Genomic DNA, 23,682 nt, shown 5'->3' on the forward strand with positions numbered 1-23,682 from the left:
AAAATTGATAAAATTATGATTAATGACGAAGAAGAAATTATAAATAGTGATAATAGTTTTTCATTTGTTATTTTTGTTCCAAAAAGTGGTGCTGAAGTAAGAATAATTGGTTCAAAAAACGATAAAAAAATTAAAGAATTAATCTTCAAAATTAAAGTTGGTAAGTAAAAATAATTAATTCTAATTAATTAATTTTTTTTTGATCTCCTATAATCCCATGGCATATCAAACTTTCCTTGCCATATTCCCTTCTTTTCTTGTTTGGCAAGTATTTCTTGAGATACATATTTTTTTGAATATTTTCTAAAAGCAACTGCATGACCATTGGAAACTAACCATGCATTTAAATTAATTTTTCTTTTATAGCATTCACCTATAAGTCTTTTGAAGTAGTCGATATCAGAAATTTTACATGTAATTTTTTGGTTATTTATTTTCTTGATTAATGCTTCTGTAGACTTTTGACCGCAAGAATAATCTTCAAAAAATGTAAAGATAAAAATTGTAAGATAGGGTCTTTTACATTTTTGTTTCTTTTCAGGTGCGTCTATTCCATCAAGCCTTATTTTAAATGTATCTATTTTAATAGTATCTCCATCTGTAACTTTAGCATAACCTGTAACAGAAGTAATTTCTGATGATTTTACATCCTGGTAAGTTAGAAAGAAAAATATTAAACAGATTATAAATAATAATATTGCTTTTCTTTTTGTAAAAAACATTTTTAAATAATTCTAAATACTAGCTAATTTATGTTTAATATAATATTTAACATAAAATAGAAGTATCAATGATATCAACCATTGAAAAATAGCCCAAATGTAAAAAAAGGTTTTAAAATCTGCATTTAAATACTTTGCAATATAAAAGGATAAAACTGGTACTATAATATTTCTGGCAATATTATTAACCATGGCTTTTTCAGATTTTTTTAATGCCATAAAAAATCCATTTGATAAGAAAAATATTGGATAAGCGGGTAAAATAAATGCAGAAATCTTAAGGTACATCGAGCCATGCATAATTACATCTGGGTTTGAAGAAAAGAATTTTGGAACAATCTCAGCACTTAAAAAAATAACTACACCAGCGATTATCATTATAAATAGACCGTATTTTATTGAGATAAAATAGGATTGCTCCACTCTATCGTAATATTTTGCACCAATATTTTGCGCTATTATAGAAATTATAGCTGTATTTATTCCTAATATTGGTAACAAAACTACTTGCTCAATTCTTGTGGCAGATCCATACCCTGCTACAGCATATTCACCAAATAAACCAACATATGTAAAAACAATTGTTGCAGCAATAGAATACCCTAATATGGCAATTGTAATTGGCATAGATTGAAAAAAAATATTTTTTAAGAAAAAAAATTTAGCTTTGAAATGGTCTATAGTTATTTGTTTAATTCTTTGATTATTTAATATTTTTATCAAAATAACCAACAAAGATACAAATTGAGCAATTAAAGTTGCTATCCCAATACCAGTTATTCCTAATGGTGGTATAAATAAAAAACCAAATATAAAAATTGGATTTAAAATAATATTTAAGAAAAAAGAAAATATTAGTACATTTCTGTAAGTTTTAGTATCTCCTTCTGCATGTAAGAATGAATTCAATGCTACAACTAAAATAAATAATATCGTACCTAAAAAAATTACATTTATATATTCGAGTCCAAGAATTGTTACTTCTTGAGAGGAATTCATTAAGAAGAATATCTTTTCTCCAAAAGCAAACCCTAAAATAGATACAACTACCGAGACTATAATCGAATAAATGATTACATTTCCAAAATAACCTAAAACATTTTTTTCGTTTTTTTCTCCAATACTGCTGCCTATCAATGATGTTCCCGCTACTGTAACTCCAATGGATGTCGCGATTATCAAAAAATATATAGGAAAAGACTTGCTCAAAGCAGATAGGGCTTCTGGCGATATTTTTCCTGCATAAAAAGTATCTACGATTGTATAAAGTGTTTGGAATAAGGTTCCTACACTTGCTGGTACAGCAAGTTTTCTTACTAACAATGAAACTTCGTCTTTTAATAAATTCATTAATTTAAGATTTGTTAATACTCTTTTTGGAAGATATGTCTTTTTCCCACTTCTTTAGCAAGATTAATTTGTTTTTGTCTCATTCTAAATCTTGATTTTTGATCATCTGTTAGATTATCGTGACAATTTGGACATGAAACGCCCTCTTCATATTTTTTTGATTTTTTATCCTTAGTAGAAATAGGCTTCCTACAACCACTGCACATTGAGTAAGAACCAACTTTTAGACCATGTTTTAAACTTATTCTGTTATCAAAAACAAAACATTCACCTTTCCATAAACTTTTTTTCTTATTAGTTTTTTTCAAATAATTTAAAATTCCACCATTTAACTGATAAATGTTATTAAAACCTTTTTTTTCCAAATACACTGACGCCTTTTCACAACGAATTCCACCAGTACAAAACATAGCTATAGGTTGATTTTTTTTTAATTTTTTTAAATATTTTGGAAAATCTCTAAAATTATCAACATCAGGATTGATTGCTCCTTTAAATGTTCCAACATCGTACTCAAATGGTTTTCTCGCATCTATAAGAACAGTATTCTTCTCTTTGATCAACTTATTCCATTTGATTGGATCTACATGGCTATCTTTTTTCTTTATTCTTTTATTTAAAATTAAATTCATAGGAATAACTTCATTTTTAATTTTTACTTTAGGTTTGTGAAATGGTTGGAATGAGCTTCTAGACACATTACTACTATTAAATTCTTTAAATTTAAAAGTTCTTTTTAAATTATTAATAGTGAATTTAATGTCTGCGGCTTTACCAGAAATAGTTCCATTTACACCTTCTTTGGAAATAATTATAGTACCTCTAATATTTTTCATCTTTAAAGTTTCAAATAAAACTTTTTGATTTTTCTTTAGATAAGAAATTTTGACAAATTTATAAAAACCAACTACTTCAAACATTATAATTTTCTACAAACAGTCATACCATCACCAAGAGGAATTATTAACTTTTCAACCCTTGTATCCTTTGAAATATGACTATTAAACTCTTTAATATATTTGGTAAATTTATCATTATTGTTTTCATTCACAACTTCTCCATACCATAAAACATTATCAATGATAATTAGACCATTTTTGTTCAATAATTGTAAAGAACGTTCATAGTATTCAATATAATTCATTTTATCAGCATCAATAAAAACTAAATCAAACTTTTCATTTTTAATTTCATCTAAACTTTCTAAAGCAGGTTTAATTAATGTTTTTATTTTATGATCTTGATTAGCTTTTTTAAAAAAATCTATTGCAACTTTATTAGTTTCTTCATTTTTATCTAAAGCAATTATTTTGCTGTCGTCTGATAATGCCAAAGCCATGGATAGTGTACTTAAACCAGTAAATGTACCTATCTCTAAAATTTTTTTGATATTTGAAATTTTTATAATTAAATGCAGAAATTGACTTTGTGAAATTGAGATTTGCATTCTTTTGATGTCGCCAAGAGAAGCGTTGTAATCAATTATTTCTTTTTGGACTGGATGTAAATTAAATCCATGACTTAAAATATACTCTTGGAGTTCTTTAGTTATATTTAGGTCTGAACCCATAAATTCTAAAGTTTTTTCTTCAAAATCTCATTAACTAATTGAGGATTTGCTTTTCCACCAGAAACTTTCATTACTTGACCTACAAAGAAACCAAATAATTTAACTTTACCTGATTTATATTCGGTAGCTTTGTCTCTGTTATCATCAATAACCTTATCTATCAGTGCCTCGAGTGCTTTTGGATCACTCTCTTGTTTTAAACCTTTTTCTTCAACAATTTTCTGAGGATCTTTGTCGCCTTCCATCATTTGTTCGAAAACTGTTTTTGCAATTTTTCCGGAAATTGTTCCGTCTTTAATTAAATTAATTAATTTTGATAAATTGCCAGCGCTTATAGGACTTTCAGTTATTTCTAAATTTTTTTCATTTAACGCTGCAAATAATTCACCAATTATCCAATTTGTTGCAAGTTTTACATCAGACTTCTTAATTACATTTTCAAAGTAATTTGATGTTTCAATATCAGAAACTAAAATGTTTGCTTCATAAGGAGATAACTTGAATTTTTCTATAAATCTTTTTTTCTTTTCATCAGGTAGCTCTGGAATTTCTGATTTTAAATTTTCAATAAAATCATCTGAAACTTCTAATGGTAATAAGTCTGGATCTGGAAAATATCTATAATCATGAGCATCTTCTTTTGATCTCATTGATCTAGTTTCATTCTTTTTAGTATCAAAAAGTCTAGTTTCTTGATCAATCGTTTGACCTTCCTCAATTAAATCTACTTGTCTGTTGGCTTCGTATTCAATTGCCATCTGCATGAACTTTATTGAGTTAACATTTTTTATCTCACATCGGGTTCCAAACTCTTTTGAACCTTTTTTTCTAACAGATACATTTACATCGGCTCTCAAAGATCCTTCCTGCATGTTTCCATCACAAGTACCTAAATATCTCATTATAGATCTTAATTTTTTAATATATGCATTTACTTCATCTGGGGATCTTAGGTCAGGTTTACTTACAATTTCCATTAAAGCCACACCTGATCTATTTAAATCTACAAAAGTATTTTTAGGATCTAAATCATGAACGCTTTTACCGGCATCTTGTTCCAAGTGTAACCTTTCTATACCTACCTCTTTTTGACCATCTGGCATATCAAGTATTACTTTGCCCTCACCTACAATTGGATCTTTAAATTGTGAGATTTGATATCCCTGAGGTAAGTCTGCATAAAAATAATTTTTTCTATCAAAGACTGATCTCTTATTGATTTTAGCTTTTAAACCAATTCCTGTTTTGATAGCTTGTTTTACACAATACTCGTTTATTACTGGCAACATTCCTGGAAAGGCCGCATCAACTAAACTTACTTGAGTATTTGGCTCAGCTCCAAATTTGGTTGCTGATGTTGAAAATAATTTCGATTGGGATGTAACTTGTGCATGAACTTCTAAACCAATGACAACTTCATATTGATTATCATGTCTATTAATTAGATATTCAGATTTGTTCTTACTCACTTTATCCACCAATCAGTAATATTGTTTTTAAAATTAATTTTTTCTTCCATGGCATATGCAATGTTTAAAATATTTTGTTCATCAAAAGCTTTACCAATTATCTGTAATCCTAATGGATATCCTTTAGCATCGTGGCCTGCAGGTATAGAAATTCCAGGTAAACCTGCTAAATTTACAGGAACAGTAAAAATATCATTTAAATACATTGAAACCGGATCATTCGTTTTTTCACCAATTTTAAAAGCTGAACTTGGAGTGGATGGGGTTAGAATTGCATCAACTTTTTTATAAACATCATCAAAATCATTTTTAATAAGTTTTCTTACCTTTTGTGCTTTAAGATAATAAGCATCATAATATCCTGAAGATAAAACATAAGTTCCAATCATTATCCTTCTTTGAACCTCAGCACCAAATCCTTCAGATCTAGTTTTTTCATACATATCAATAAGATTTTCTCCTTCAGCTCTAAAACCGTATTTAACACCGTCGTATCTAGCCAAATTAGATGAGGCCTCAGCTGGTGCTACTATGTAATAAGTTGGTAGTGCATAATTAGTATGAGGTAGAGATATATCGATAATCTGAGCACCACAATCTTTTGCATATTCAATACCTTTTTTCCATAGGTCTTCTATTTCTTTAGGCATGCCATCTACTCTATATTCTTTGGGTATTCCTATTTTTTTTCCTTTAATATCTTTTGTTAATTCTTTGCTGTACTCGTTTCTTTTAAAATCTATAGATGTAGAATCTTTTTCATCATAAGTACTAATAACCTCCTGTAACAATGCACAATCTTTAACATTTTGTGCCATTGGACCAGCTTGATCTAGGGATGATGCAAATGCTACAATTCCGTATCTAGAGCAACTACCATAAGTTGGTTTTAATCCGACAGTCCCAGTAAATGAAGCCGGCTGTCTTATAGATCCACCTGTATCTGTTCCAATAGTTATTGGCGTTAATTGAGCTGCTACAGCAGAAGACGATCCACCAGAGGATCCTCCTGGAACTAAATTTTTATCAATTGGGTTTTGTACATTACCAAAAAAACTAGTTTCATTAGATGAACCCATTGCAAATTCATCACAATTTAATTTACCCATTAGGATAGCTCCTTCATTCCAAATATTTTGTGTAACTGTTGACTCGTAAGTTGGAACGAAATTATTTAAAATCTTACTACCCGCCGTAGTTCTTAAATCTCTTGTACAAAATAAATCTTTTACAGCCATTGGAATGCCAGGCAATTTCAGATCAAGATTGGGTTTTTCATCAAACTTTTTTGCTTTACTTAAAGCATTTGTATAATCTTCAGTTATATATGCATTTAATTCTTTTGATTTTTCTGATCTTTCAACAAATGCTTTAGTAACTTCACTTGAGGAAAGTTTTTTACTTTTTATATTTTCTACTAACTCAGATAATGATTGTTTGGTTATATCTGACATTATTCAATTACCTTTGGTACTACAAAATAATCTTCATTTTCATTAGGAGAATTTTTTATTACTTGATCTCTTAAGTTTTTACTTTTTACTTCATCTGATCTTAGTTTTAGAGTTGTTTCAGCAACAGAAGTTAATGGTTCAACATTGTCAGTTTTTAATTCGTTAAGTTTTTCAATAAAATCGAAAATTGAATTTAAATCTCCTGCAAGTTTCTCTGCTTTTTTCTCATCTACAGAAATTCTTGATAGTTTGGATATATGCTTTATTGTTTTAAGATCGATGCTCATATGGTATTTAAATAAGTCGCAAACTATCACTTAAGTTTAAAATATACAATATGATCACTATTGAAGAATTCAAAAAAAAACAGTCTGAAACCTCTAGATTGATTGGTTTAGATCTTGGTTCAAAAAGAATCGGTGTATCAATTTGTGATGAAAAACAGTCAATAGCCACACCCTATAAAACGATCAATAAAACCAATAATGATGATCTAATCAATGAATTAAAAAAAATAATAGAAGAAAACAATATTAAAGGAATTATCATCGGATATCCAATTAACATGGATGGTACCTTGGGTCCTTCTGCTCAATCAGTAAGTGATGTGTCTAAAAATATAGACAAAAATATTGATGTAGATGTTTGTCTTTGGGATGAAAGACTTTCAACCGTTGGTGCATTTAACCTATCCAGCCAGCTTGATATTAATGTTTCTAAGCGTGAAAAAAACATAGATCAAAACGCAGCTGCATTTATTCTTCAAGGAGCTATAGATTATTTAAATAATTAATCCTTGCCATTTAGGGGCTTAAAAGCTATAGAGTTAATTTTAATGGCAATTAAAACCAATAAAGCTATTAAAATCTCACAAAAACATCTGTTAGGTATCCAAGATTTATCAGTTAATGATATAAATTATATCCTTGATGAGTCAGAAGCTTTTATAAAATTAAATCAGAGTAAAAATAAAAAAATTGATGTGTTAAGAGGTAAAACACAAATAAACTTATTCTTTGAACCATCAACAAGAACTCAAAGCTCATTTGAACTTGCTGGAAAAAGGCTTGGTGCGGATGTTATGTCAATGAATATGGGTAACTCTGCAATTAAGAAAGGTGAAACTTTGATTGATACGGCAATGACTTTAAATGCAATGCATCCTGATATAATTGTTATCAGACATCAAGACTCTGGTGCATGTAATCTATTATCTCAAAAAGTTAATTGTGTCGTATTAAATGCTGGTGATGGTAGACGTGAGCACCCTACCCAAGCATTATTAGATGCATTAACAATTAGAAATCGAAAAAAAAAAATTCAAGGATTAAGAATCGCTATTTGTGGAGATATACTTCATTCAAGAGTAGCTAGATCAAATATTTATCTTCTTACAATGTTAGGAGCTGAGGTTAACATAGTAGCTCCATCTAATCTGATGCCAAAAGAAATTGAAAAATTTGGTGTAAATATTTTTACTGATATGAAAAAAGGTCTCAAAGATTGTGATATTGTGATGATGCTCAGATTGCAAAATGAAAGAATGACTAGTTCATATCTTTCATCTAATAGAGAGTACTACGAATATTACGGATTGACTCCTGACAAACTTGATCATGCAAAATCAGATGCTCTAATTATGCATCCTGGTCCAATGAATAGAGGAATTGAAATTGATACAAGATTAGCTGACGACATAAACAAGAGTGTAATTAAAGAACAAGTTGAATTAGGTGTTGCTGTAAGAATGGCATGTTTAAAAATATTTTGTGAATAAATGAAAAAACAATACTTTATAAATGCAAACATTATAGATCCTCATAATTCCATAAATGAAAATGGTGGATTAATAATTGGAGAAGACGGAAAGATAGAAGCAATAGGAAAAAAGGTAAATACAAATAATTTACCAACTAGAGAAAAGCCTACTGACTTAAAGGGTAAATATATATTTCCTGGCATAGTGGATATGAGAGTTTTTGTGGGCGAGCCAGGATATGAATATAAAGAAAATTTTAGAACCTTGAGTAATGCTGCATTGTCTGGTGGAGTAACTTCCGTAGTAACCATGCCAAATACAGATCCAATTATAGATAATGTCTCTATAGTAGATTTTTTGAAAAGAAGAGGACGTGATAAATCAAAAATAAATATCTTTCCTTGCGCCTCATTAACTCAAAACACTGATGGTACTAATATGACTGAATTTGGTTTACTAGCTAAAAAAGGAATTATTGCATTTACTGATGGGGTGAAAACAATTCAAAATACTAGACTTATGTCTAGAATTATGAATTCAGCTAAAGATTTGGGATGTCTTGTAATGCAACATGCTGAAGATTTTGACTTAGCTCAAAATGGAATGATTAATTCTGGAATCATTGCAACAAAACTAGGTTTATCAAGCATACCAGATATTGCTGAAAGAATTATAATTGAAAGAGATCTTACTCTCTTGGAAAAAACTAAATGTCGATATCATATATCTCAATTATCAGCAGGCAAATCTGTAGATATAATTAAAGAAAGGAAACAAAATGTTAAATTTACTTGCGGTGTATCAATAAATAATCTCTCATTAAATGAAAACGATATTGGAGATTTTAGAACTTTTTTAAAATTGTCGCCTCCACTAAGAAGAGAAGAAGATCGAGAAGCTTTAGTTCAAGGATTAAAAGATAAAACTATTGATGTGATTGTTTCAGACCATAAACCTGAAGATGAAGAATCTAAAAGATTAACTTTTGCTCAAGCTGCAACAGGTTCATCTGGTATTGAAACATTATTGTCTTTAAGTTTAGAATTGTTTCATAATGGTTCTGTAAAACTTGAAACTATAATTCAAGCCTTAACCTCTAATCCAGCAAAAATATTGAATATTAATAAAGGTAACTTGTCTATAGGTAATGATGCAGATTTTTGTATAGTAGATATCAATAAACCATGGATTGTAAAAAAAGAAAATTTAATCTCTAAATCTAAAAATACTTCAATTGAAGATAAGAAACTTCAAGGAAAAGTAACCAATACATTTGTAAAAGGTATAGAATTATTTAAAATATAAAAATGGAACTTTTTATAATAGGTATAATCTCGTACCTAATGGGATCAATTCCTTTTGGATTAATTTTAACTAAAATATTTTTAAAAAAAGATATTAGAGAAATCGGTTCTGGTAATATTGGCGCAACAAATGCTCTAAGAACTGGTAATAAACTAATTGGTTATTCGACACTAATACTTGATGTATTAAAAGCTGTAATACCTGTTCTATACGTAAAAATTAATTTCCCTGACGCAGTATATATATCAGCTTTATGTGCTTTTATAGGTCATGTGTTTCCTATTTGGTTAAAATTTAAAGGTGGCAAAGGTGTAGCTACATATGTTGGGATACTTTTTTCTTTAAATATTATTTTTGGTTTAGTATTTGGTATTTGTTGGTTAATAATTTTTTTTATTTCTAAATATTCATCTTTAGCTTCGTTGATAGGATCACTTTCTATACCAGTTTATATTTTAATTTTAGAGGGTTTAGAAAATGTATTTTTCTACGTAATAATGTTTATTTTAATATTTTTTACCCACAGAGAAAATATTAAACGCTTGAAAAATAAAGAAGAAACTAAGACAAAAATTTATTAATTTGACTATCAAACTCTTTTGAGTAGTTTGTTATTTTATGAATCTAGTCATAGTTGAAAGCCCTGCTAAAGCGAAAACAATTAATAAATATTTAGGTGATAACTATACAGTTTTAGCAAGCTATGGTCATATTAGAGACCTTCCTTCAAAAAATGGATCCGTTGATCCAGATCAAAATTTTAAAATGGAATGGGAAGTTGATAGCTTTTCAAAAAAATATCTTAAAGAAATTACAGATGCTGCAAAAGATTCTTCGAAAATAATTCTTGCTACCGACCCAGATCGTGAAGGAGAGGCTATAGCTTGGCATGTAAAAGAATATTTGGATGAAAAAAAACTTTTAAAAGATAAAGAAATTGAACGTGTAGTATTTAATGAAATAACAAAAAAAGCTGTAACACATGGTATTGAAAATCCAAGACAGATTGAGCCCTTATTAGTTGATGCATACATGGCTAGAAGAGCATTAGATTATTTGGTGGGATTTAATATATCACCAATACTGTGGACTAAATTACCTGGATCAAAATCAGCAGGTAGAGTTCAGTCTGTTGCACTTAAATTAATTACTGAAAGAGAACATGAAATTGAATTATTCAAACCTGAAGAATTTTGGACTTTAAGTATTAATTTTCAGGATAAAAACAAAAGCAAAATTACAGCAAGTATTTCTCAACTGGATGGAGAAAAAATTGAAAAATTCTCATTTAAAAATAAAGAAGAAATTGAAAAGGCAATTTCCAATATTCAGACCAAAATATTTAACATAACTGATATTTCCTCAAAAGTTGTTAGTAGAAATCCCTCAGGACCATTTACTACTTCAACACTTCAGCAAGTTGCTTCAAGTAGATTGGGGTTTGGTGCATCAAGAACAATGCAAATAGCACAAAAACTTTATCAAGGAATAGAAATTGAAGGAGATACAGTTGGGTTAATTACTTATATGAGAACGGATGGAACTAATTTATCAGCTGATGCTGTCTCTGATTTTAGAAATTTTATTAAAAAAGAATATGGAAACGAATATTTGCCAGAAAATCCAAATAATTACTCGGGAAAAAAAGCAAAAAATGCTCAGGAAGCTCATGAAGCAATAAGACCGACTGATATCAATAGAAATCCAGATGCTGTTAAAAAGTATTTAAGCTCTGACCAGCAAAAATTATATTCTTTAATTTGGTCTAGAGCTCTATCGTCTCAAATGGAAACAGCAAAATTTGATAGAAATACAATAACGATTGAATCTGAAGATGGTAAAACTATATGTAAATCAAGCGGATCAGTTTTAAAATTTGATGGATTTTTAAAAGTTTATTCAAATCAAAGCAAAGATGATGATGAGCAAATTTTACCTGAAATGTCAAAAGGATCAATTAATATAGAAGCTCTTGTAGATGAACAACATTTTACCCAACCTCCCCCACGTTACTCTGAGGCGAGTTTGGTTAAAAAATTAGAAGAGTTAGGAATTGGTAGGCCTTCAACTTATGCAAGTATAATTTCAACAATAGCAAATAGAGGTTATGCAGAAATAGTTAATAAAAGATTTTACCCAACTGACAGAGGTAAATTAATTTCTGCGTTTTTAGAAAAACTATTTTCAAAGTATGTGGATTATAACTTCACAGCTGGACTAGAGGATCAGCTAGATGAAATAACTTCTGGAAAAGAAAGTTGGTTAAAAGTTTTAGAGATGTTTTGGAAAGACTTTAATAGCAATGTTACAGAAGTAAAAGAAAAAAGAACTAGAGAAGTTTTAGATCTTTTAAATGAAAGTTTAGGAGCATTGATATTTGATACCGATAAAGAAGGAAAGATAGTTAGAAAATGTCAGTTATGCGATACAGGTTCGCTGAGTTTAAAAAATAGTTTTAGAGGAGGTGCTTTTATTGGATGTTCAAACTATCCTGAATGTAAATTTACTAGACCACTATCAAAAGCTAAAGCGGCTGCTCAGTCACAACTAGCGGAACCAAAATTTCTTGGAAAACACGAAAATGGAAACAATATTTTTCTAAAAAATGGAAGATTTGGTCCTTATCTTCAGTATGAGAAGGTTCTTGAGGAGAATATCGAAGAAGAAAAACCTAAAAAAAGAAAAAAAACCAAGAAAAAGAAACCTGAGGTAAATGAACTATTGAAAAATGTATCTATACCAAAAGGAATTGAATTAGAAAGTATTGACATAGATAAAGCAAAATTTCTATGTTCGTTACCTATATCGTTGGGTGTCAATCCAGAAAATCAAAAAGAAATTACCTTAAATACAGGTAGATTTGGACCATATTTAAAATGTGAAAATAAATCAGCTAGATTAGAAAACGTAGAGGAAATTTTTTCTATAGGTTTAAATAGAGCTATTACATTAATAGCTGAAGCAAAACCTGGAAGAATGTCTTCATCAATCATAAAAGATTTGGGAGAACATCCTGAAGATAAAAAACCAGTCCGAATCATGAAAGGTCAATATGGACCATACATTAAATATAAATCTCTAAATGCGACAATACCAGAGGAAAAAGACCCAGTAGAACTAACAATGGAAGAAGCCTTGATCCTTATTGAGAAAAGAAGAGAATACGATAAAAATAAAAAATCGAGAGGAAGAAAAAAAAAGTGAAAAAAATATTAGTAATAATGGCAATTTGTTTATTAAATTTCATGCCTGTATTAGCTGAAAAAAATGATTGCTCAGGAATGAAAAAACTGTCAAAAGAATATATCCTCTGCACTACTGAAAATATAAAAAAAACTGCAAACAAAAAAAATCAACAGATAAAAGAAGGCTCTGCGAAAAAAACAGAGCAAGTAACTGAAGGTGCAAAAAAACTTATTGATAATGTTAAAAATAAAATAAAAAAGTAAAGTTAACTCATGAATTTTCAAAAAAAAATAGATGAACTCAAAATAAAACTTCCAGAAGCTAAGCCACCAGTTGGCTCTTACGTTGCAACAAAAATTACTGGGAATCTCCTGTTTATTTCAGGTCAAATTTCAATTGCAGATAGTGGTGATTTAATAAAAGGCAAAGTTGGTAAAGAACTCACAACTCAAGATGGGTATGAAGCTGCAAAAAGATGTGGATTAAGTATTGTTGCTCAAGCAAAAGTAGCCTGTGATGGTGATCTATCTAAAATTAAATCATGCGTAAAATTAACAGGTTTTGTTAATTCAACTGAGGATTTTATTGAACAACCAAAAGTAATTAATGGTGCTTCTGATTTAATTGCTGCAATATTTGGTGATGCTGGAATGCACACAAGAGCAGCAGTAAGCACAAATAGTTTGCCACTAGGAGTATCGGTTGAGGTGGATGCAATTTTTGAATTAAATTAATCCTACCTTCCAATACCAAAATATTTAAAACCCATTTTTTTAATTTTATTGGGAGAAAAAATATTTCTCATATCATAAATAATAAGATCTTTGTTTTTAGAATATTTTCTAAAATTAATTGATTTAAAATCATTCCATTCTGTATGTATGATTATTAAATCTGACTCTTCAACAGTGCCTTGTATCGATTTTGAAAATTTAACATTATTTAATTTATTAAATTCTTTTTTAGAGCCAGTTGGATCATAGTATTTAATTTTAGCACCTCTTTTAGATAAATAAGGAATTAATTTCAAACTAGAAGAGTCTCTCATATCATCAGTATTGGCTTTGAATGTTACTCCTAAAAATGCTATTTTTTTATTTTTTATTTTATTTTTCAATATTAAGCTAACTCTTTTATGCAATATACTTGATCTATCTTCATTTGACTTAATAACACTTTTTATAACAGATAAATTAGTTTTGAATTTATCAGCAGTAGAAACAATTGCTTTAGTATCTTTTGGAAAACAGGATCCTCCATATGCCGGTCCTGCTCTTAAAAATCTACTTCCAATTCTTTTATCAAGACCAATACCAATAGAAATATCCTCAACGTCAATACCTGTTTTTTCACATAGATTCGCAATTTCGTTAATGAATGTAATTTTTGTTGCTAGGAAAGCATTTGAAGCATATTTAATTAATTCTGCAGCTCGTCTATTTGTAGATACAAATTTTGCACCTTTAGAAATTAACGGAGAATATAAATTTTTTAATATTTTTTCAGATTTTTTATCATTGCTTCCTATAACAACTCTATCAGGATAAATAAAATCTCTAACAGCCTCTCCTTCTCTTAAAAATTCTGGATTTGAAACTACTGAGAAATATTTTCTAGTTACTTTTTTAGCAATAATCTTCTCTACATGATCACCTGTTGTTACAGGAACTGTAGATTTGTTTATTATAATTTTAAATTTATTTATAGATTTTGAGATTTCTCTTGCTGCCATATAAACTTGGCTTAGATCAGCACTATTACTGTTTTTTTTAGACGGAGTTCCAACACATATAAAAATAATATCAGATTTTTTAACAGCTTCTTTTAAGTTTGTTGAAAAATTAAGTCTTTTGTTTTTATAATTTTTTAAAACTAATTCTTCTAAACCTGGTTCATAAATTGGGATAATACCTTTTTTTAAATTATTAATTTTAACATCATCTTTATCCACACAAATAACATCATTACCCAAGTCAGAGAAACAAACACCACTAACTAAACCAACATAACCTGTACCGATCATACATAATTTCATAATTTACCTATTACTTTTGAAGAGTTGATGTAACCTTTCATTGTTCCACAATCAAGATATTTTCCCTCAAAATTATGCGCAACAAATTTTTCTTTATTATTTATTAATTGTTGAATTGCATCTGTTATATGAATTTCATTTCCCTTGCTTGGCTTTAATGATTTAAGTTCTTTAAAAATTTTTCGTGGCAGTATATATCTTCCTATAACTGCATTGTTTGATGGTGCATCTTTAATAGATGGTTTTTCTACAACACCATTAATTATATAATTTCTTTTATTTAATTTTTTATTTAATTTATAAATTCCCCACCTTGATACAGTTCTTTTATTTACTTTCATAGACGCCATTACAGAAGCACTATATTTCTTATGAACTTTAATCATTGCTTTTGAGCAATTTTTTTTTATTATTAAATCATCAGGCAACAACATTAAAAAATATTTATTTTTAATATATTTTTGTGTTTTAAGTACAGCATCACCTGTGCCTTTAGGAATATTTTGATAAACAAATTTAATTTTTTTTTTATATTTTAATATTTTTTTATACTCATTAATTATTCTTTGATCCTTCTTTTTTTTAATAATATTTTTATAAAAATTATCACTGTAAAAATATTTTTTAATCATTTGTTTCTTGGTAGATATTATAAAAACTATTTCTTTAATTCCTGCATCAATACATTCGTCGACAATATATTCAATTCCAGGCTTTCCGTTTATAGGTAAGAGCTCTTTAGCAAAAACACTGGTTAAAGGCAGCAACCTTGTACCTAAACCAGCTAAAGGAATAATTGCTTGTTTAATCATTTAAATGTTTTACTTATTAAATATTTTAATACAAATGAAAATTTTATTAGACAATTCTTCATTATATAAATCATTAAGGCCATTTAATGACTTGGGTTTTGTGCCCACAATGGGAGGTATACACAAAGGTCATTTATCACTTATAAATAAATCAAATAGACTTTGTAAAATCACAATTGTTAGCATCTTTATTAATCCCAAGCAGTTCAATAATAAGAAAGATTTAAAATCTTATCCTAGAAATATTAACAAAGATCTAAAAATTTTAAAAAAAACAAAAAAAGTTGATTTTGTCTATCTTCCAAGATTCAAAGATATTTATGAAAATAAAAATAAATCTAAAATCAAATTAAACAAAAAAGATATAATACTTTGTGCTAAATACAGAAAAGGTCATTTTGAAGGAGTATTAGATGTTATGGAAAGACTAACTAAAATCGTTAGGCCAAAAAAAATATTTATGGGAGAAAAAGATTTCCAACAATTATACTTGGTTAAAAAAAGATTAGAAAAAAAATACAAAGCAAAAATTATCCCCTGTAAAACTGTTCGTGATAAGAACAATATAGCTTTATCATCTAGAAATTTCCATTTAAATAAATTAAATTTTGAAGTTGCAGCAAATATTTATAAACAATTAGTGAATATTAAAAAAAATATTAAAAAGAAAAAAAATATCTTAAACTTTTTAAATCACAAAAAAAGAGAATTAATAAATAATTATAAAATCAAAATTGATTATTTAGAATTAAGAAATAAAAAAAATTTAAAAACTTCAAAAAAAATGAATAACTCAAGATTATTTATTGCTTATTATTTAAATAATGTCAGATTGATAGACAATATCTAATTTTATAAAAAATAAGCCCCAACACCTAAAAAAGAAACAAATCCAATAACATCTGTAATTGTTGTCACAAAAACACTTGAGGCAATCGCTGGATCTATATTCATTTTTTTAAGGGTAAAAGGAACTAATATACCAAATAATCCAGCTATAATCATTGTAAGTACCATTGATATTGCTATGATTAAAGAAAGGATACTATCCTGAAACCATATCTGTACAATTAAAGCACTTATTGCTGCAAATATAATTCCGTTTAAAATACCAATAGAAAATTCTTTAAATACATTAGATGAGAAATTATTTTGAGTTAAATCATTTGTAGCTATAGTTCTTACTGTAACTGCAAGTGTTTGCATTCCAGCATTTCCTCCCATTGAAGCCACAATAGGCATCAAGAAAGCTAATACTACCATTTGTTCGATTGTTGCTCCAAATAAACTAATACACCATGTAGCTAGAAAAGCGGTAAATAGATTGAGCAAAAGCCAATTGAATCTTCTCTTTGTTTTTTTTACAACTCCATCAGTAATTTCTTCATCTCCTACCCCTGCTAATCTTAAAGCATCTTCTTCAGCTTCTTCTTTCAAGACTGTTAAAACGTCATCGTTCATAATCATACCGACTAATTTGTTGTTTTTGTCCACAACAGCGGCCGAATTCAAATTGTAATTTTCAAATAAGTTGGCAACTTCCTCTTTATCCATTTCAACAGGAATTAATAATTGAGATTCAGACATAATTGTTGCCATTTTAGTATCTCGAGGTGTTGTTAAAACTCTTGATGAAGGAACAGTGCCTATTGGATTAAAATCTTCATTAACAATAAAAATTTCTAAAAACTCTTCTGGTAAATCTTGGTTTTCTCTTAAATAGTCAATTGTTTGACCTACAGACCAATTACTTGGTATAGCTGTAAATTCACGCTGCATAAGTCTGGCAGCAGTGTCTTCTGGATAGCTTAAGCTTTCTAATAAAGCAAATCTATCTTTTGGTGGTAAAGAACTAAGAATTGCATTTTTATCCTCTTCAGGAACATTTTCCAATATAGATATTGCATCATCTGATTCGAGACCCTTTAAAATTCTAACTATAGAGTCTGAGGACAAATAAGTTATGATTTCTGATTGAATAGATTCATTTAATTCAACAAAAACGTCCGGATCAATGTTAAAATTATTTAATTTAATTAAACTTTCTCTATCCCCTTCACTAAGGTGCTCGATAATATCTGCAGCATCAGCAGGGTGCATTTCATTAAATGAATTGGTAATAAATTTAGCGTCATTGTTAGCTATTTTACTAGTAACAACTCTTATATATTCTTTATTAAATTCAAAATTTACTTTTTTATCTTTAGTTTTTTTAGTTAAAGACATAAATCTACCTATAATTTAGATTTGCACTATTAATACATAATAAAGATAATACAAATTATAAATGGACATAGAGATCAAAAAGTCAATAAAACCAGTAAATTATTTTGATGCTATTAATATACTAGAGTCAAGATTAAAGGATTTATATGAAAATAATGAGCAAGAATTAATTTGGACTTTGGAGCATAATGAAGTTTTTACTGCAGGAACTTCCTATAAAGATAGTGAGATTATTGATAAATCCATTAAAATATTAGAAACGAATAGAGGTGGTAAAATTACTTACCATGGGCCAGGTCAATTGATTTGTTATTTTGTTTTAGATTTAAGGAAAAAAAAAGATATCAGAAAATTTATAACAATTATCGAAAAAACAATAATTCAAACTTTGAAATTTTATAAGATAGAAACTTTTCCAGATAAAGATAATATAGGCATATGGCATAAATATAATAATGAAGTTAAAAAAATTGCTGCAATAGGTATTAGAGTTAGCAAATGGATTGCCTATCATGGTTTTGCAATAAATATAAATAATGATCTAGAAAATTATAAAAAAATTATACCATGTGGTATTTCAGATAAAGGAGTAACTAATTTAAAAAATATTTTGGATCAGGATTACTCAAATCTAAGTGATATATTAATTAAAAATTTTATTTCAAATTTGAAAATCTAAGTCTTTTAGATTTTAAAAGTTTTTTAAAATAATCTGGTAACAATGATGAATAAGTATGTTTTACATCGTTAATTTTAAATTTAATTTGATAGGCATGTAACATTAAATTTTTATTAATTCCTTTATTGGAATTTGATAATTTATATTTTGCATCTCCAAATATAGGATTTCCAATTGAATATAACTGTTTTCTTAACTGATGTTTTCGTCCGGTAATGGGTTTTAATTCTAATAAAGTTGCTTCAGAATTTCTATCAATAACTTTAAAAATTGTTTTTGCTTTTTCAATTATTTTTTTATCACCGTCGTACCTAATTAAATCATCATTCCATACACCAGATTTTTTATTAATTTCGCCTTGGCATATAGCTAAATAAGTTTTGTGTACTTTTCTTAGTCTAAATAAAGAAGTAAGCAATTGAGCACTCTCTCTGTTCTTGGCCATAATAAAAACTCCAGAAGTATCTTTATCTAATCTATGAACAGAATAAGGTTTTGTTCCTTCAAAAATTTCACTTTTTGCAAAAATATCAACTAGATTTTTTTTTGATTTAGTTCCACCTTGAACTGATATGCCAGAAGCTTTATTTAAAACAACAAAATTGTCATTGTTTTCAATAATTTGATCTTCATTTGATTTTATAATTTCCCTTGATGGTAAAAACTTAATTTTTTTTTGCTGAACTGTTTCTTTAAATTCAATGTTAAATATATTTATTTCGTCTTTTGTTTTTACTTTAAAAGAGCTTTTGACTTTCTTTCTATTTAGTTTTATTTTTCCTGTTCTTAAATATTTTTCAACCAGTCCTTGTGGAATTTTTCCAATTTTTAATCTTATCCATCTGTCCAAACGCATATCATTACACGTTGAATCAACGATGTAAGATTTTTTCATGATTTAAGATTTAAGCTGTAGCTTTTTTTTTCTCTTCCGTTTTTGGAGATTCTTTAGTTATATCTTTTTTTGGTTTATCAACTCTCTTTGCCTCAACATCTCTATCAACAAACTCAATTATTGCCATTGGAGCATTGTCGCCATATCTAAATCCAGCTTTAATTATTCTTGTGTAACCACCTTTTCTATCTTGATATCTTTTAGAAAGTGTTTTTTTAACTTTATTAGCTGATTTAATATCTTGTAGTTTCGAAACCAACATTTTAGTTGTCTGTAAAGTTTCTTTTTTTCCTAATGTTATTATTTTATCCGCCTGAGGTTTTAAAAATTTAGCTTTTGGCAAAGTAGTTTTGATCTGCTCATACTTAATCAAAGAGTTGAGCATATTTTTAAGTAAAGCTTTTCTGTGCTCTGATGTTCTATTTAACTTCTTGTTTACCAAGCCATGTCTCATTAAATTGCCTCCTCCAATTTCTTAGACATTTCTGCAATATTGTCTGGTGGCCAGTTAGGTATTTCCATTCCTAAATATAAAGACATACCAGTTAAAACCTCTTTTATTTCATTTAATGACTTTCGCCCAAAATTAGGTGTTCTTAACATTTCACCTTCAGATTTTTGAACTAGGTCGCCGATATAAATTATATTATCATTTTTTAGGCAGTTCATTGATCTAACTGATAACTCTAACTCATCTACTTTTCTTAGTAGGTTTTTGTTAAATTCAGGTTCAGTAGAAACTTCTTTTAGAGGAGCTTCAACTGGCTCATCAAAATTCACAAACATTTTAAGTTGATCTTGGAAAATTCTAGCTGAATAAGCTACAGCGTCTTCAGCTGAAATTGATCCATTAGTTTCAACTTCCATAGTCAACTTATCATAATCCAATGCTTTACCTTCCCTAGCAGTACTTACTGAATATGAAACTTTTTTAACTGGACTATAAAGCGAGTCTATAGCAATAAGGCCTAATGGTGGCTCTTCAGGTTTATTTAGCTCTGCAGGAACATATCCTTTGCCTGTATTAACATTCATCTCCATATGAAAAGTAGTGTTTTCGTCTAAATTACAAATAACTAAATCAGGATTTAAAATCTCAACATCTGCAACTGGAGCTATATCTGAGGCTTTAATTTCTCCAGGTCCTTTTGCATCTAAAATTAATTTTTTTGTACCCTCAGAATTACTTTTCAATGCTAAAGACTTTACGTTTAAAACGATATCAGTCACATCTTCTCTAACACCTTTTATTGAAGTGAATTCATGTAAAACACCGTCAATTTGAATTGATGTTACAGCAGCTCCTCTTATTGAGGATAATAAAATCCTTCTTAGAGAATTTCCTAAAGTTAATCCATAACCTTTTTCTAAAGGCTCAGCTACAATTTTTGCATGAGTTAAGTCATCACTTATTTGAACATCTAATTTAGATGGTTTAATTAATGACTTCCAATTTTTTACATTAACATTTTCGACTTCCATTAAACTCTCCTTTTCTTTGGTGGTCTAGTTCCATTATGAGGCATAGGCGTAGTGTCTTTAATTGACAAAATCTTAAATCCTCTAGCTTGCAATGCTCTTAAAGCTGTTTCTCTTCCTGATCCAGGTCCTTTGACTTCAACAGATAAAGTTTTCATTCCGTACTCAAGAGCTTTCGAAGCTGCAGCATCAGCTGCTATCTGTGCAGCGTAAGGAGTAGATTTTCTTGATCCCTTAAATCCTTTTTGTCCAGCCGACGCCCAAGAAATTACATTTCCATTTGTATCAGCAATGGAAATGATAGTATTGTTAAATGTTGATTGCACATATGCAATTCCATTTAAAATATTTTTTTTAACTTTCTTTTTTTTTGAATAAGAACTTTTTACACTTTTCTTAGTAGACTTTTCTACTTTTTGATCTTTATTATCAATCTTATCAGTTTTAGCCATGACTATTTTTTAGTTGGTGTTAATTTTTTTCCAGCAATAGCAATTGCTTTACCTTTTCTTGTCCTTGCATTACATCTAGTTCTTTGTCCTCTAACAGGTAATTTTTTTCTATGTCTTGTTCCTCTATAACAAGCCAGATCAATTAATCTTTTAATACTTAACGAATAATCTCTCCTTAAATCACCTTCTACTTTGAAGTTTTGATCTATATACTCTCTAATTTTTAAAATCTCTTCATCTGTTAATTCATTTACTCTTTTAGCTCTTGGAATTTCTAAAGATGAACAAATTTGCTGAGAGAATTTATTACCAATTCCATAAATATAAGTTAAACCTATATGAACAAGTTTGTTCTGTGGAATATTTATACCTGCGATACGAGCCATAATTTTTGTGATAAATTGTGCCTTTTATATAAGAAGATTAATCAAAGTCAACGTCTTATACATTGATAAAAGCGTCTATTTTCCTTGTTATTTCTTCAATTTCTAAGCTCCCATCAATCTCTCTAAAATTTGGATTCTCTGAGTAGAAATTTAGAACTGGTTGGGTTGTTTCCATGTATTTCTCATACCTTGAAACTATCGTATGAGTATCATCATCAGATCTATTTTCTATAATTTTTCTCTTCTCAAGCCTTTTGAGAATTGTTTCTTTATCTACGTTTAGAAATAAAATTAAATCTATGCTCTGATTTGAATTTTTAAGTAACACTTCTAAATTTTTAGCCTGACTTAATGATCGAGGATATCCATCAAAGATTAATTTGTTTTTTTTTTGATGATCAGATATTAAATTTTCTATAAGTTTATTAACAATATCATCACTTATAAATTTTCCATTCTTCATGTCATTAGTTATTGCTTTACCAATGTCTGAATTATTTTTGATTTCTTCTCTTAAAAGATCACCTGTTGAAATTTGAAAAGCATTTAATTTCTTTACAAGATATTTAGACTGAGTACCTTTTCCAGCACCAGGAGGTCCAAATAAAATTATATTCACTTACTTACCAAATTTTGTTTTTTTAATCAGTTGTTCGTATTGTGAGCTCATTAATCTTGTTTGTATTTGTGTTACAGTATCGATAGCTACTACAACAACAATTAATATAGATGCACCACCTAAATAAAAAGGTATTGGATAGTTTGCAATTAAAAATTCCGGCATTAAACAAACTAGAGTTAAATATAGAGCACCAATTGTAGTTAATTTTGTTGAAATGTTTTCAATATACATCGCAGTGCTTTCGCCTGGTCTAATTCCTGGTACGAATCCACCATACTTTCTAAGATTCTCAGCTGTTTCTGTTGGATTGAATGTTATAGAAGTATAAAAAAAGGTGAAAAATATTATACCCGATGCATACAGCAGCATATAAAGAGGTTGTCCTTGAGTAAAATAAGAGCTCAAATTTAAAAATGTTTCATTGTTAGAAAATGAAAAATTTGAGAATGTTACAGGTAGTAATAGAAGTGCAGAGGCAAAAATTGCAGGAATTACTCCAGCTTGATTTATTTTTAAAGGTAAATGTGATGACTCTCCTCCATACATTTTGTTACCCATTTGTCTTTTTGGATAATTAATGAGAATTTTTCTTAATGCTCTTTCCATAAAAACTACAAAAAGGATTGTAACTATTAATAAAACAAAAATAGCTAGAATCATAAATGTTGAAACCGCACCTGTTCTACCTAATTCAAAAGTTGTAACCAAAGCTCTTGGAATTTCTGCTACGATACCTGCAAAAATTATTAAGGATATACCGTTACCAATACCTCTTTGTGTGATTTGTTCACCTAACCACATTAAAAAAATTGTTCCTGCTACAATGGTTGTAACGGTAGTAATTTTAAAAAAAGCTCCTGGATTAATCACTAGATCAGCTGACGACTCTAGACCAACAGATAAACCATATCCTTGAATTGTTGCAAGCAATACTGTTCCATATCTAGTAATTTGTGTAATTTTAGCTCTTCCTATTTCACCTTGAGCTTTTAGATTTTTAAAATAATCAGTAACACCTGTTAAAAGCTGAACTATAATTGCAGAAGAAATATATGGCATTATACCTAATGCAAATATTGCCATTCTACTTACTGCACCTCCTGCAAAAACATTAAACATGCCAAGTAACCCTTTTTGATTACCCTCCATCATTATTTTCAATTGTTCTGGGTCTATACCTGGCAAAGGTACAAAAGTTCCAAATCTATAAACAGCTAAAATTAAAATAGTAAATATGATTCTATTTCTTAAATCATTTGTTGATGATGATGCGCTCATATA

Annotated in this window: 26 protein-coding genes; 9 read left to right on the forward strand and 17 right to left on the reverse strand. The window is 28.7% G+C overall.

Annotation, left to right across the window (positions count from 1 at the left end):
- Nucleotides 1-188: 188 nt before the first annotated feature.
- The 7 genes from AMN88_RS00435 to gatC are packed head-to-tail and all read right to left on the reverse strand — an operon-like array spanning nt 189 to nt 6,852.
- Nucleotides 189-722 (reverse strand): thermonuclease family protein, encoded by a 534-nt coding sequence (locus AMN88_RS00435; protein WP_075535938.1) that lies wholly within the window; start codon nt 720-722, stop codon nt 189-191.
- A 12-nt stretch (nt 723-734) separates the two neighbouring features.
- On the reverse strand, nt 735-2,072 hold the full coding sequence (locus AMN88_RS00440) for an MATE family efflux transporter (protein ID WP_075535939.1): 1,338 nt from the start codon (nt 2,070-2,072) through the stop codon (nt 735-737).
- Nucleotides 2,073-2,086: 14 nt separating this feature from the next.
- Nucleotides 2,087-2,992, reverse strand: coding sequence for an oxygen-dependent tRNA uridine(34) hydroxylase TrhO (locus tag AMN88_RS00445; protein WP_075535940.1), 906 nt, complete (start codon nt 2,990-2,992; stop codon nt 2,087-2,089).
- Nucleotides 2,992-3,642, reverse strand: coding sequence for an O-methyltransferase (locus tag AMN88_RS00450; RefSeq protein WP_075535941.1), 651 nt, complete (start codon nt 3,640-3,642; stop codon nt 2,992-2,994). The genes AMN88_RS00445 and AMN88_RS00450 overlap by 1 nt, the downstream gene beginning before the upstream one ends.
- Nucleotides 3,643-3,647: 5 nt before the next feature.
- Complete coding sequence (gene gatB / locus AMN88_RS00455; RefSeq protein ID WP_075535977.1) at nt 3,648-5,111, reverse strand: Asp-tRNA(Asn)/Glu-tRNA(Gln) amidotransferase subunit GatB; 1,464 nt, start codon at nt 5,109-5,111, stop codon at nt 3,648-3,650.
- Nucleotides 5,108-6,565 carry an Asp-tRNA(Asn)/Glu-tRNA(Gln) amidotransferase subunit GatA gene (gatA, locus tag AMN88_RS00460; protein ID WP_075535942.1) on the reverse strand — a complete coding sequence of 486 codons (1,458 nt, stop codon included), beginning with the start codon at nt 6,563-6,565 and terminating at the stop codon, nt 5,108-5,110. Before gatA ends, gatB begins: the two co-directional genes overlap by 4 nt.
- On the reverse strand, nt 6,565-6,852 hold the full coding sequence (gatC, locus tag AMN88_RS00465; protein WP_075535943.1) for an Asp-tRNA(Asn)/Glu-tRNA(Gln) amidotransferase subunit GatC: 288 nt from the start codon (nt 6,850-6,852) through the stop codon (nt 6,565-6,567). Before gatC ends, gatA begins: the two co-directional genes overlap by 1 nt.
- 50 nt (nt 6,853-6,902) lie before the next feature.
- Between gatC and ruvX the strand changes: the two genes are divergently transcribed.
- From ruvX to AMN88_RS00500, 7 genes are read left to right on the forward strand one after another with little or no spacing between them, the layout of a single operon-like run.
- Nucleotides 6,903-7,358, forward strand: a complete 456-nt coding sequence (ruvX, locus tag AMN88_RS00470) for a Holliday junction resolvase RuvX (protein ID WP_075535944.1) — start codon at nt 6,903-6,905, stop codon at nt 7,356-7,358.
- A gap of 42 nt (nt 7,359-7,400) precedes the next feature.
- A complete protein-coding gene (locus AMN88_RS00475) occupies nt 7,401-8,342 on the forward strand; it encodes an aspartate carbamoyltransferase catalytic subunit (RefSeq protein ID WP_075535945.1) in 942 nt (313 codons plus the stop codon).
- Nucleotides 8,343-9,629, forward strand: a complete 1,287-nt coding sequence (gene pyrC, locus AMN88_RS00480) for a dihydroorotase (RefSeq protein WP_075535946.1) — start codon at nt 8,343-8,345, stop codon at nt 9,627-9,629.
- 2 nt (nt 9,630-9,631) lie between these two features.
- Complete coding sequence (plsY, locus tag AMN88_RS00485; protein WP_075535947.1) at nt 9,632-10,210, forward strand: glycerol-3-phosphate 1-O-acyltransferase PlsY; 579 nt, start codon at nt 9,632-9,634, stop codon at nt 10,208-10,210.
- Between the two features lie 37 nt (nt 10,211-10,247).
- Nucleotides 10,248-12,833, forward strand: coding sequence for a type I DNA topoisomerase (topA, locus tag AMN88_RS00490; RefSeq protein ID WP_075535948.1), 2,586 nt, complete (start codon nt 10,248-10,250; stop codon nt 12,831-12,833).
- Nucleotides 12,830-13,078, forward strand: coding sequence for a hypothetical protein (locus AMN88_RS00495; RefSeq protein ID WP_143323649.1), 249 nt, complete (start codon nt 12,830-12,832; stop codon nt 13,076-13,078). Before topA ends, AMN88_RS00495 begins: the two co-directional genes overlap by 4 nt.
- Before the next feature lie 9 nt (nt 13,079-13,087).
- Nucleotides 13,088-13,549, forward strand: a complete 462-nt coding sequence (locus AMN88_RS00500) for a RidA family protein (RefSeq protein WP_075535950.1) — start codon at nt 13,088-13,090, stop codon at nt 13,547-13,549.
- A gap of 2 nt (nt 13,550-13,551) precedes the next feature.
- Here AMN88_RS00500 and AMN88_RS00505 read toward each other — a convergent pair whose 3' ends face one another.
- Both AMN88_RS00505 and AMN88_RS00510 read right to left on the reverse strand, forming a co-directional pair.
- On the reverse strand, nt 13,552-14,850 hold the full coding sequence (locus AMN88_RS00505; protein WP_075535951.1) for a UDP-glucose dehydrogenase family protein: 1,299 nt from the start codon (nt 14,848-14,850) through the stop codon (nt 13,552-13,554).
- Nucleotides 14,847-15,662, reverse strand: coding sequence for a sugar phosphate nucleotidyltransferase (locus AMN88_RS00510; protein ID WP_075535952.1), 816 nt, complete (start codon nt 15,660-15,662; stop codon nt 14,847-14,849). The genes AMN88_RS00505 and AMN88_RS00510 overlap by 4 nt, the downstream gene beginning before the upstream one ends.
- Nucleotides 15,663-15,666: 4 nt before the next feature.
- On the opposite strand from AMN88_RS00510, the gene panC reads away from it, so the two are divergent.
- Nucleotides 15,667-16,512, forward strand: coding sequence for a pantoate--beta-alanine ligase (gene panC, locus AMN88_RS00515; RefSeq protein ID WP_075535953.1), 846 nt, complete (start codon nt 15,667-15,669; stop codon nt 16,510-16,512).
- Between the two features lie 2 nt (nt 16,513-16,514).
- Here the strand turns inward: panC and mgtE are convergent, their stop codons facing one another.
- Entirely contained in the window at nt 16,515-17,888 is a 1,374-nt protein-coding gene (gene mgtE, locus AMN88_RS00520) for a magnesium transporter (RefSeq protein ID WP_075535954.1), read from the reverse strand.
- A gap of 61 nt (nt 17,889-17,949) precedes the next feature.
- Here mgtE and lipB point away from each other — a divergent pair, with 61 nt between their 5' ends.
- Complete coding sequence (gene lipB / locus AMN88_RS00525) at nt 17,950-18,567, forward strand: lipoyl(octanoyl) transferase LipB (RefSeq protein ID WP_075535955.1); 618 nt, start codon at nt 17,950-17,952, stop codon at nt 18,565-18,567.
- On the opposite strand, the gene AMN88_RS00530 is transcribed toward lipB, so the two are convergent.
- Genes AMN88_RS00530 through secY form a run of 7 tightly spaced genes read right to left on the reverse strand, consistent with a single transcriptional unit; the run spans nt 18,545 to nt 23,679 of the window.
- Nucleotides 18,545-19,462, reverse strand: a complete 918-nt coding sequence (locus AMN88_RS00530) for an RluA family pseudouridine synthase (RefSeq protein ID WP_075535956.1) — start codon at nt 19,460-19,462, stop codon at nt 18,545-18,547. The genes lipB and AMN88_RS00530 overlap by 23 nt on opposite strands.
- A 10-nt stretch (nt 19,463-19,472) precedes the next feature.
- Complete coding sequence (rplQ, locus tag AMN88_RS00535) at nt 19,473-19,916, reverse strand: 50S ribosomal protein L17 (RefSeq protein WP_075535957.1); 444 nt, start codon at nt 19,914-19,916, stop codon at nt 19,473-19,475.
- Nucleotides 19,916-20,944, reverse strand: a complete 1,029-nt coding sequence (locus AMN88_RS00540) for a DNA-directed RNA polymerase subunit alpha (protein ID WP_075535958.1) — start codon at nt 20,942-20,944, stop codon at nt 19,916-19,918. The genes rplQ and AMN88_RS00540 overlap by 1 nt, the downstream gene beginning before the upstream one ends.
- Entirely contained in the window at nt 20,944-21,393 is a 450-nt protein-coding gene (rpsK, locus tag AMN88_RS00545) for a 30S ribosomal protein S11 (RefSeq protein ID WP_075535959.1), read from the reverse strand. Before rpsK ends, AMN88_RS00540 begins: the two co-directional genes overlap by 1 nt.
- Nucleotides 21,394-21,395: 2 nt before the next feature.
- Nucleotides 21,396-21,779 (reverse strand): 30S ribosomal protein S13, encoded by a 384-nt coding sequence (gene rpsM, locus AMN88_RS00550; protein WP_075535960.1) that lies wholly within the window; start codon nt 21,777-21,779, stop codon nt 21,396-21,398.
- Nucleotides 21,780-21,834: 55 nt separating this feature from the next.
- Nucleotides 21,835-22,398 carry an adenylate kinase gene (locus tag AMN88_RS00555; protein ID WP_075535961.1) on the reverse strand — a complete coding sequence of 188 codons (564 nt, stop codon included), beginning with the start codon at nt 22,396-22,398 and terminating at the stop codon, nt 21,835-21,837.
- Nucleotides 22,399-23,679 carry a preprotein translocase subunit SecY gene (secY, locus tag AMN88_RS00560; RefSeq protein WP_075535962.1) on the reverse strand — a complete coding sequence of 427 codons (1,281 nt, stop codon included), beginning with the start codon at nt 23,677-23,679 and terminating at the stop codon, nt 22,399-22,401.
- Nucleotides 23,680-23,682 lie beyond the last annotated feature (3 nt).

Origin of the sequence: Candidatus Pelagibacter communis (assembly GCF_001180165.1) — a bacterium.
GTDB lineage: Bacteria > Pseudomonadota > Alphaproteobacteria > Pelagibacterales > Pelagibacteraceae > Pelagibacter > Pelagibacter ubique_P.

Excerpts from the sequence above, each read along its gene's own strand:
- AMN88_RS00435 (WP_075535938.1), bottom strand. The coding sequence starts at position 722 with ATGTTTTTTACAAAAAGAAAAGCAATATTATTATTTATAATCTGTTTA.
- AMN88_RS00440 (WP_075535939.1), bottom strand. The coding sequence starts at position 2,072 with ATGAATTTATTAAAAGACGAAGTTTCATTGTTAGTAAGAAAACTTGCT.
- AMN88_RS00445 (WP_075535940.1), bottom strand. The coding sequence starts at position 2,992 with ATGTTTGAAGTAGTTGGTTTTTATAAATTTGTCAAAATTTCTTATCTA.
- AMN88_RS00450 (WP_075535941.1), bottom strand. The coding sequence starts at position 3,642 with ATGGGTTCAGACCTAAATATAACTAAAGAACTCCAAGAGTATATTTTA.
- gatA (WP_075535942.1), bottom strand. The coding sequence starts at position 6,565 with ATGTCAGATATAACCAAACAATCATTATCTGAGTTAGTAGAAAATATA.
- gatC (WP_075535943.1), bottom strand. The coding sequence starts at position 6,852 with ATGAGCATCGATCTTAAAACAATAAAGCATATATCCAAACTATCAAGA.
- ruvX (WP_075535944.1), top strand. The coding sequence starts at position 6,903 with ATGATCACTATTGAAGAATTCAAAAAAAAACAGTCTGAAACCTCTAGA.
- AMN88_RS00475 (WP_075535945.1), top strand. The coding sequence starts at position 7,401 with ATGGCAATTAAAACCAATAAAGCTATTAAAATCTCACAAAAACATCTG.
- pyrC (WP_075535946.1), top strand. The coding sequence starts at position 8,343 with ATGAAAAAACAATACTTTATAAATGCAAACATTATAGATCCTCATAAT.
- plsY (WP_075535947.1), top strand. The coding sequence starts at position 9,632 with ATGGAACTTTTTATAATAGGTATAATCTCGTACCTAATGGGATCAATT.
- topA (WP_075535948.1), top strand. The coding sequence starts at position 10,248 with ATGAATCTAGTCATAGTTGAAAGCCCTGCTAAAGCGAAAACAATTAAT.
- AMN88_RS00500 (WP_075535950.1), top strand. The coding sequence starts at position 13,088 with ATGAATTTTCAAAAAAAAATAGATGAACTCAAAATAAAACTTCCAGAA.
- AMN88_RS00505 (WP_075535951.1), bottom strand. The coding sequence starts at position 14,850 with ATGAAATTATGTATGATCGGTACAGGTTATGTTGGTTTAGTTAGTGGT.
- AMN88_RS00510 (WP_075535952.1), bottom strand. The coding sequence starts at position 15,662 with ATGATTAAACAAGCAATTATTCCTTTAGCTGGTTTAGGTACAAGGTTG.
- panC (WP_075535953.1), top strand. The coding sequence starts at position 15,667 with ATGTTTTACTTATTAAATATTTTAATACAAATGAAAATTTTATTAGAC.
- mgtE (WP_075535954.1), bottom strand. The coding sequence starts at position 17,888 with ATGTCTTTAACTAAAAAAACTAAAGATAAAAAAGTAAATTTTGAATTT.
- lipB (WP_075535955.1), top strand. The coding sequence starts at position 17,950 with ATGGACATAGAGATCAAAAAGTCAATAAAACCAGTAAATTATTTTGAT.
- AMN88_RS00530 (WP_075535956.1), bottom strand. The coding sequence starts at position 19,462 with ATGAAAAAATCTTACATCGTTGATTCAACGTGTAATGATATGCGTTTG.
- rplQ (WP_075535957.1), bottom strand. The coding sequence starts at position 19,916 with ATGAGACATGGCTTGGTAAACAAGAAGTTAAATAGAACATCAGAGCAC.
- AMN88_RS00540 (WP_075535958.1), bottom strand. The coding sequence starts at position 20,944 with ATGGAAGTCGAAAATGTTAATGTAAAAAATTGGAAGTCATTAATTAAA.
- rpsK (WP_075535959.1), bottom strand. The coding sequence starts at position 21,393 with ATGGCTAAAACTGATAAGATTGATAATAAAGATCAAAAAGTAGAAAAG.
- rpsM (WP_075535960.1), bottom strand. The coding sequence starts at position 21,779 with ATGGCTCGTATCGCAGGTATAAATATTCCACAGAACAAACTTGTTCAT.
- secY (WP_075535962.1), bottom strand. The coding sequence starts at position 23,679 with ATGAGCGCATCATCATCAACAAATGATTTAAGAAATAGAATCATATTT.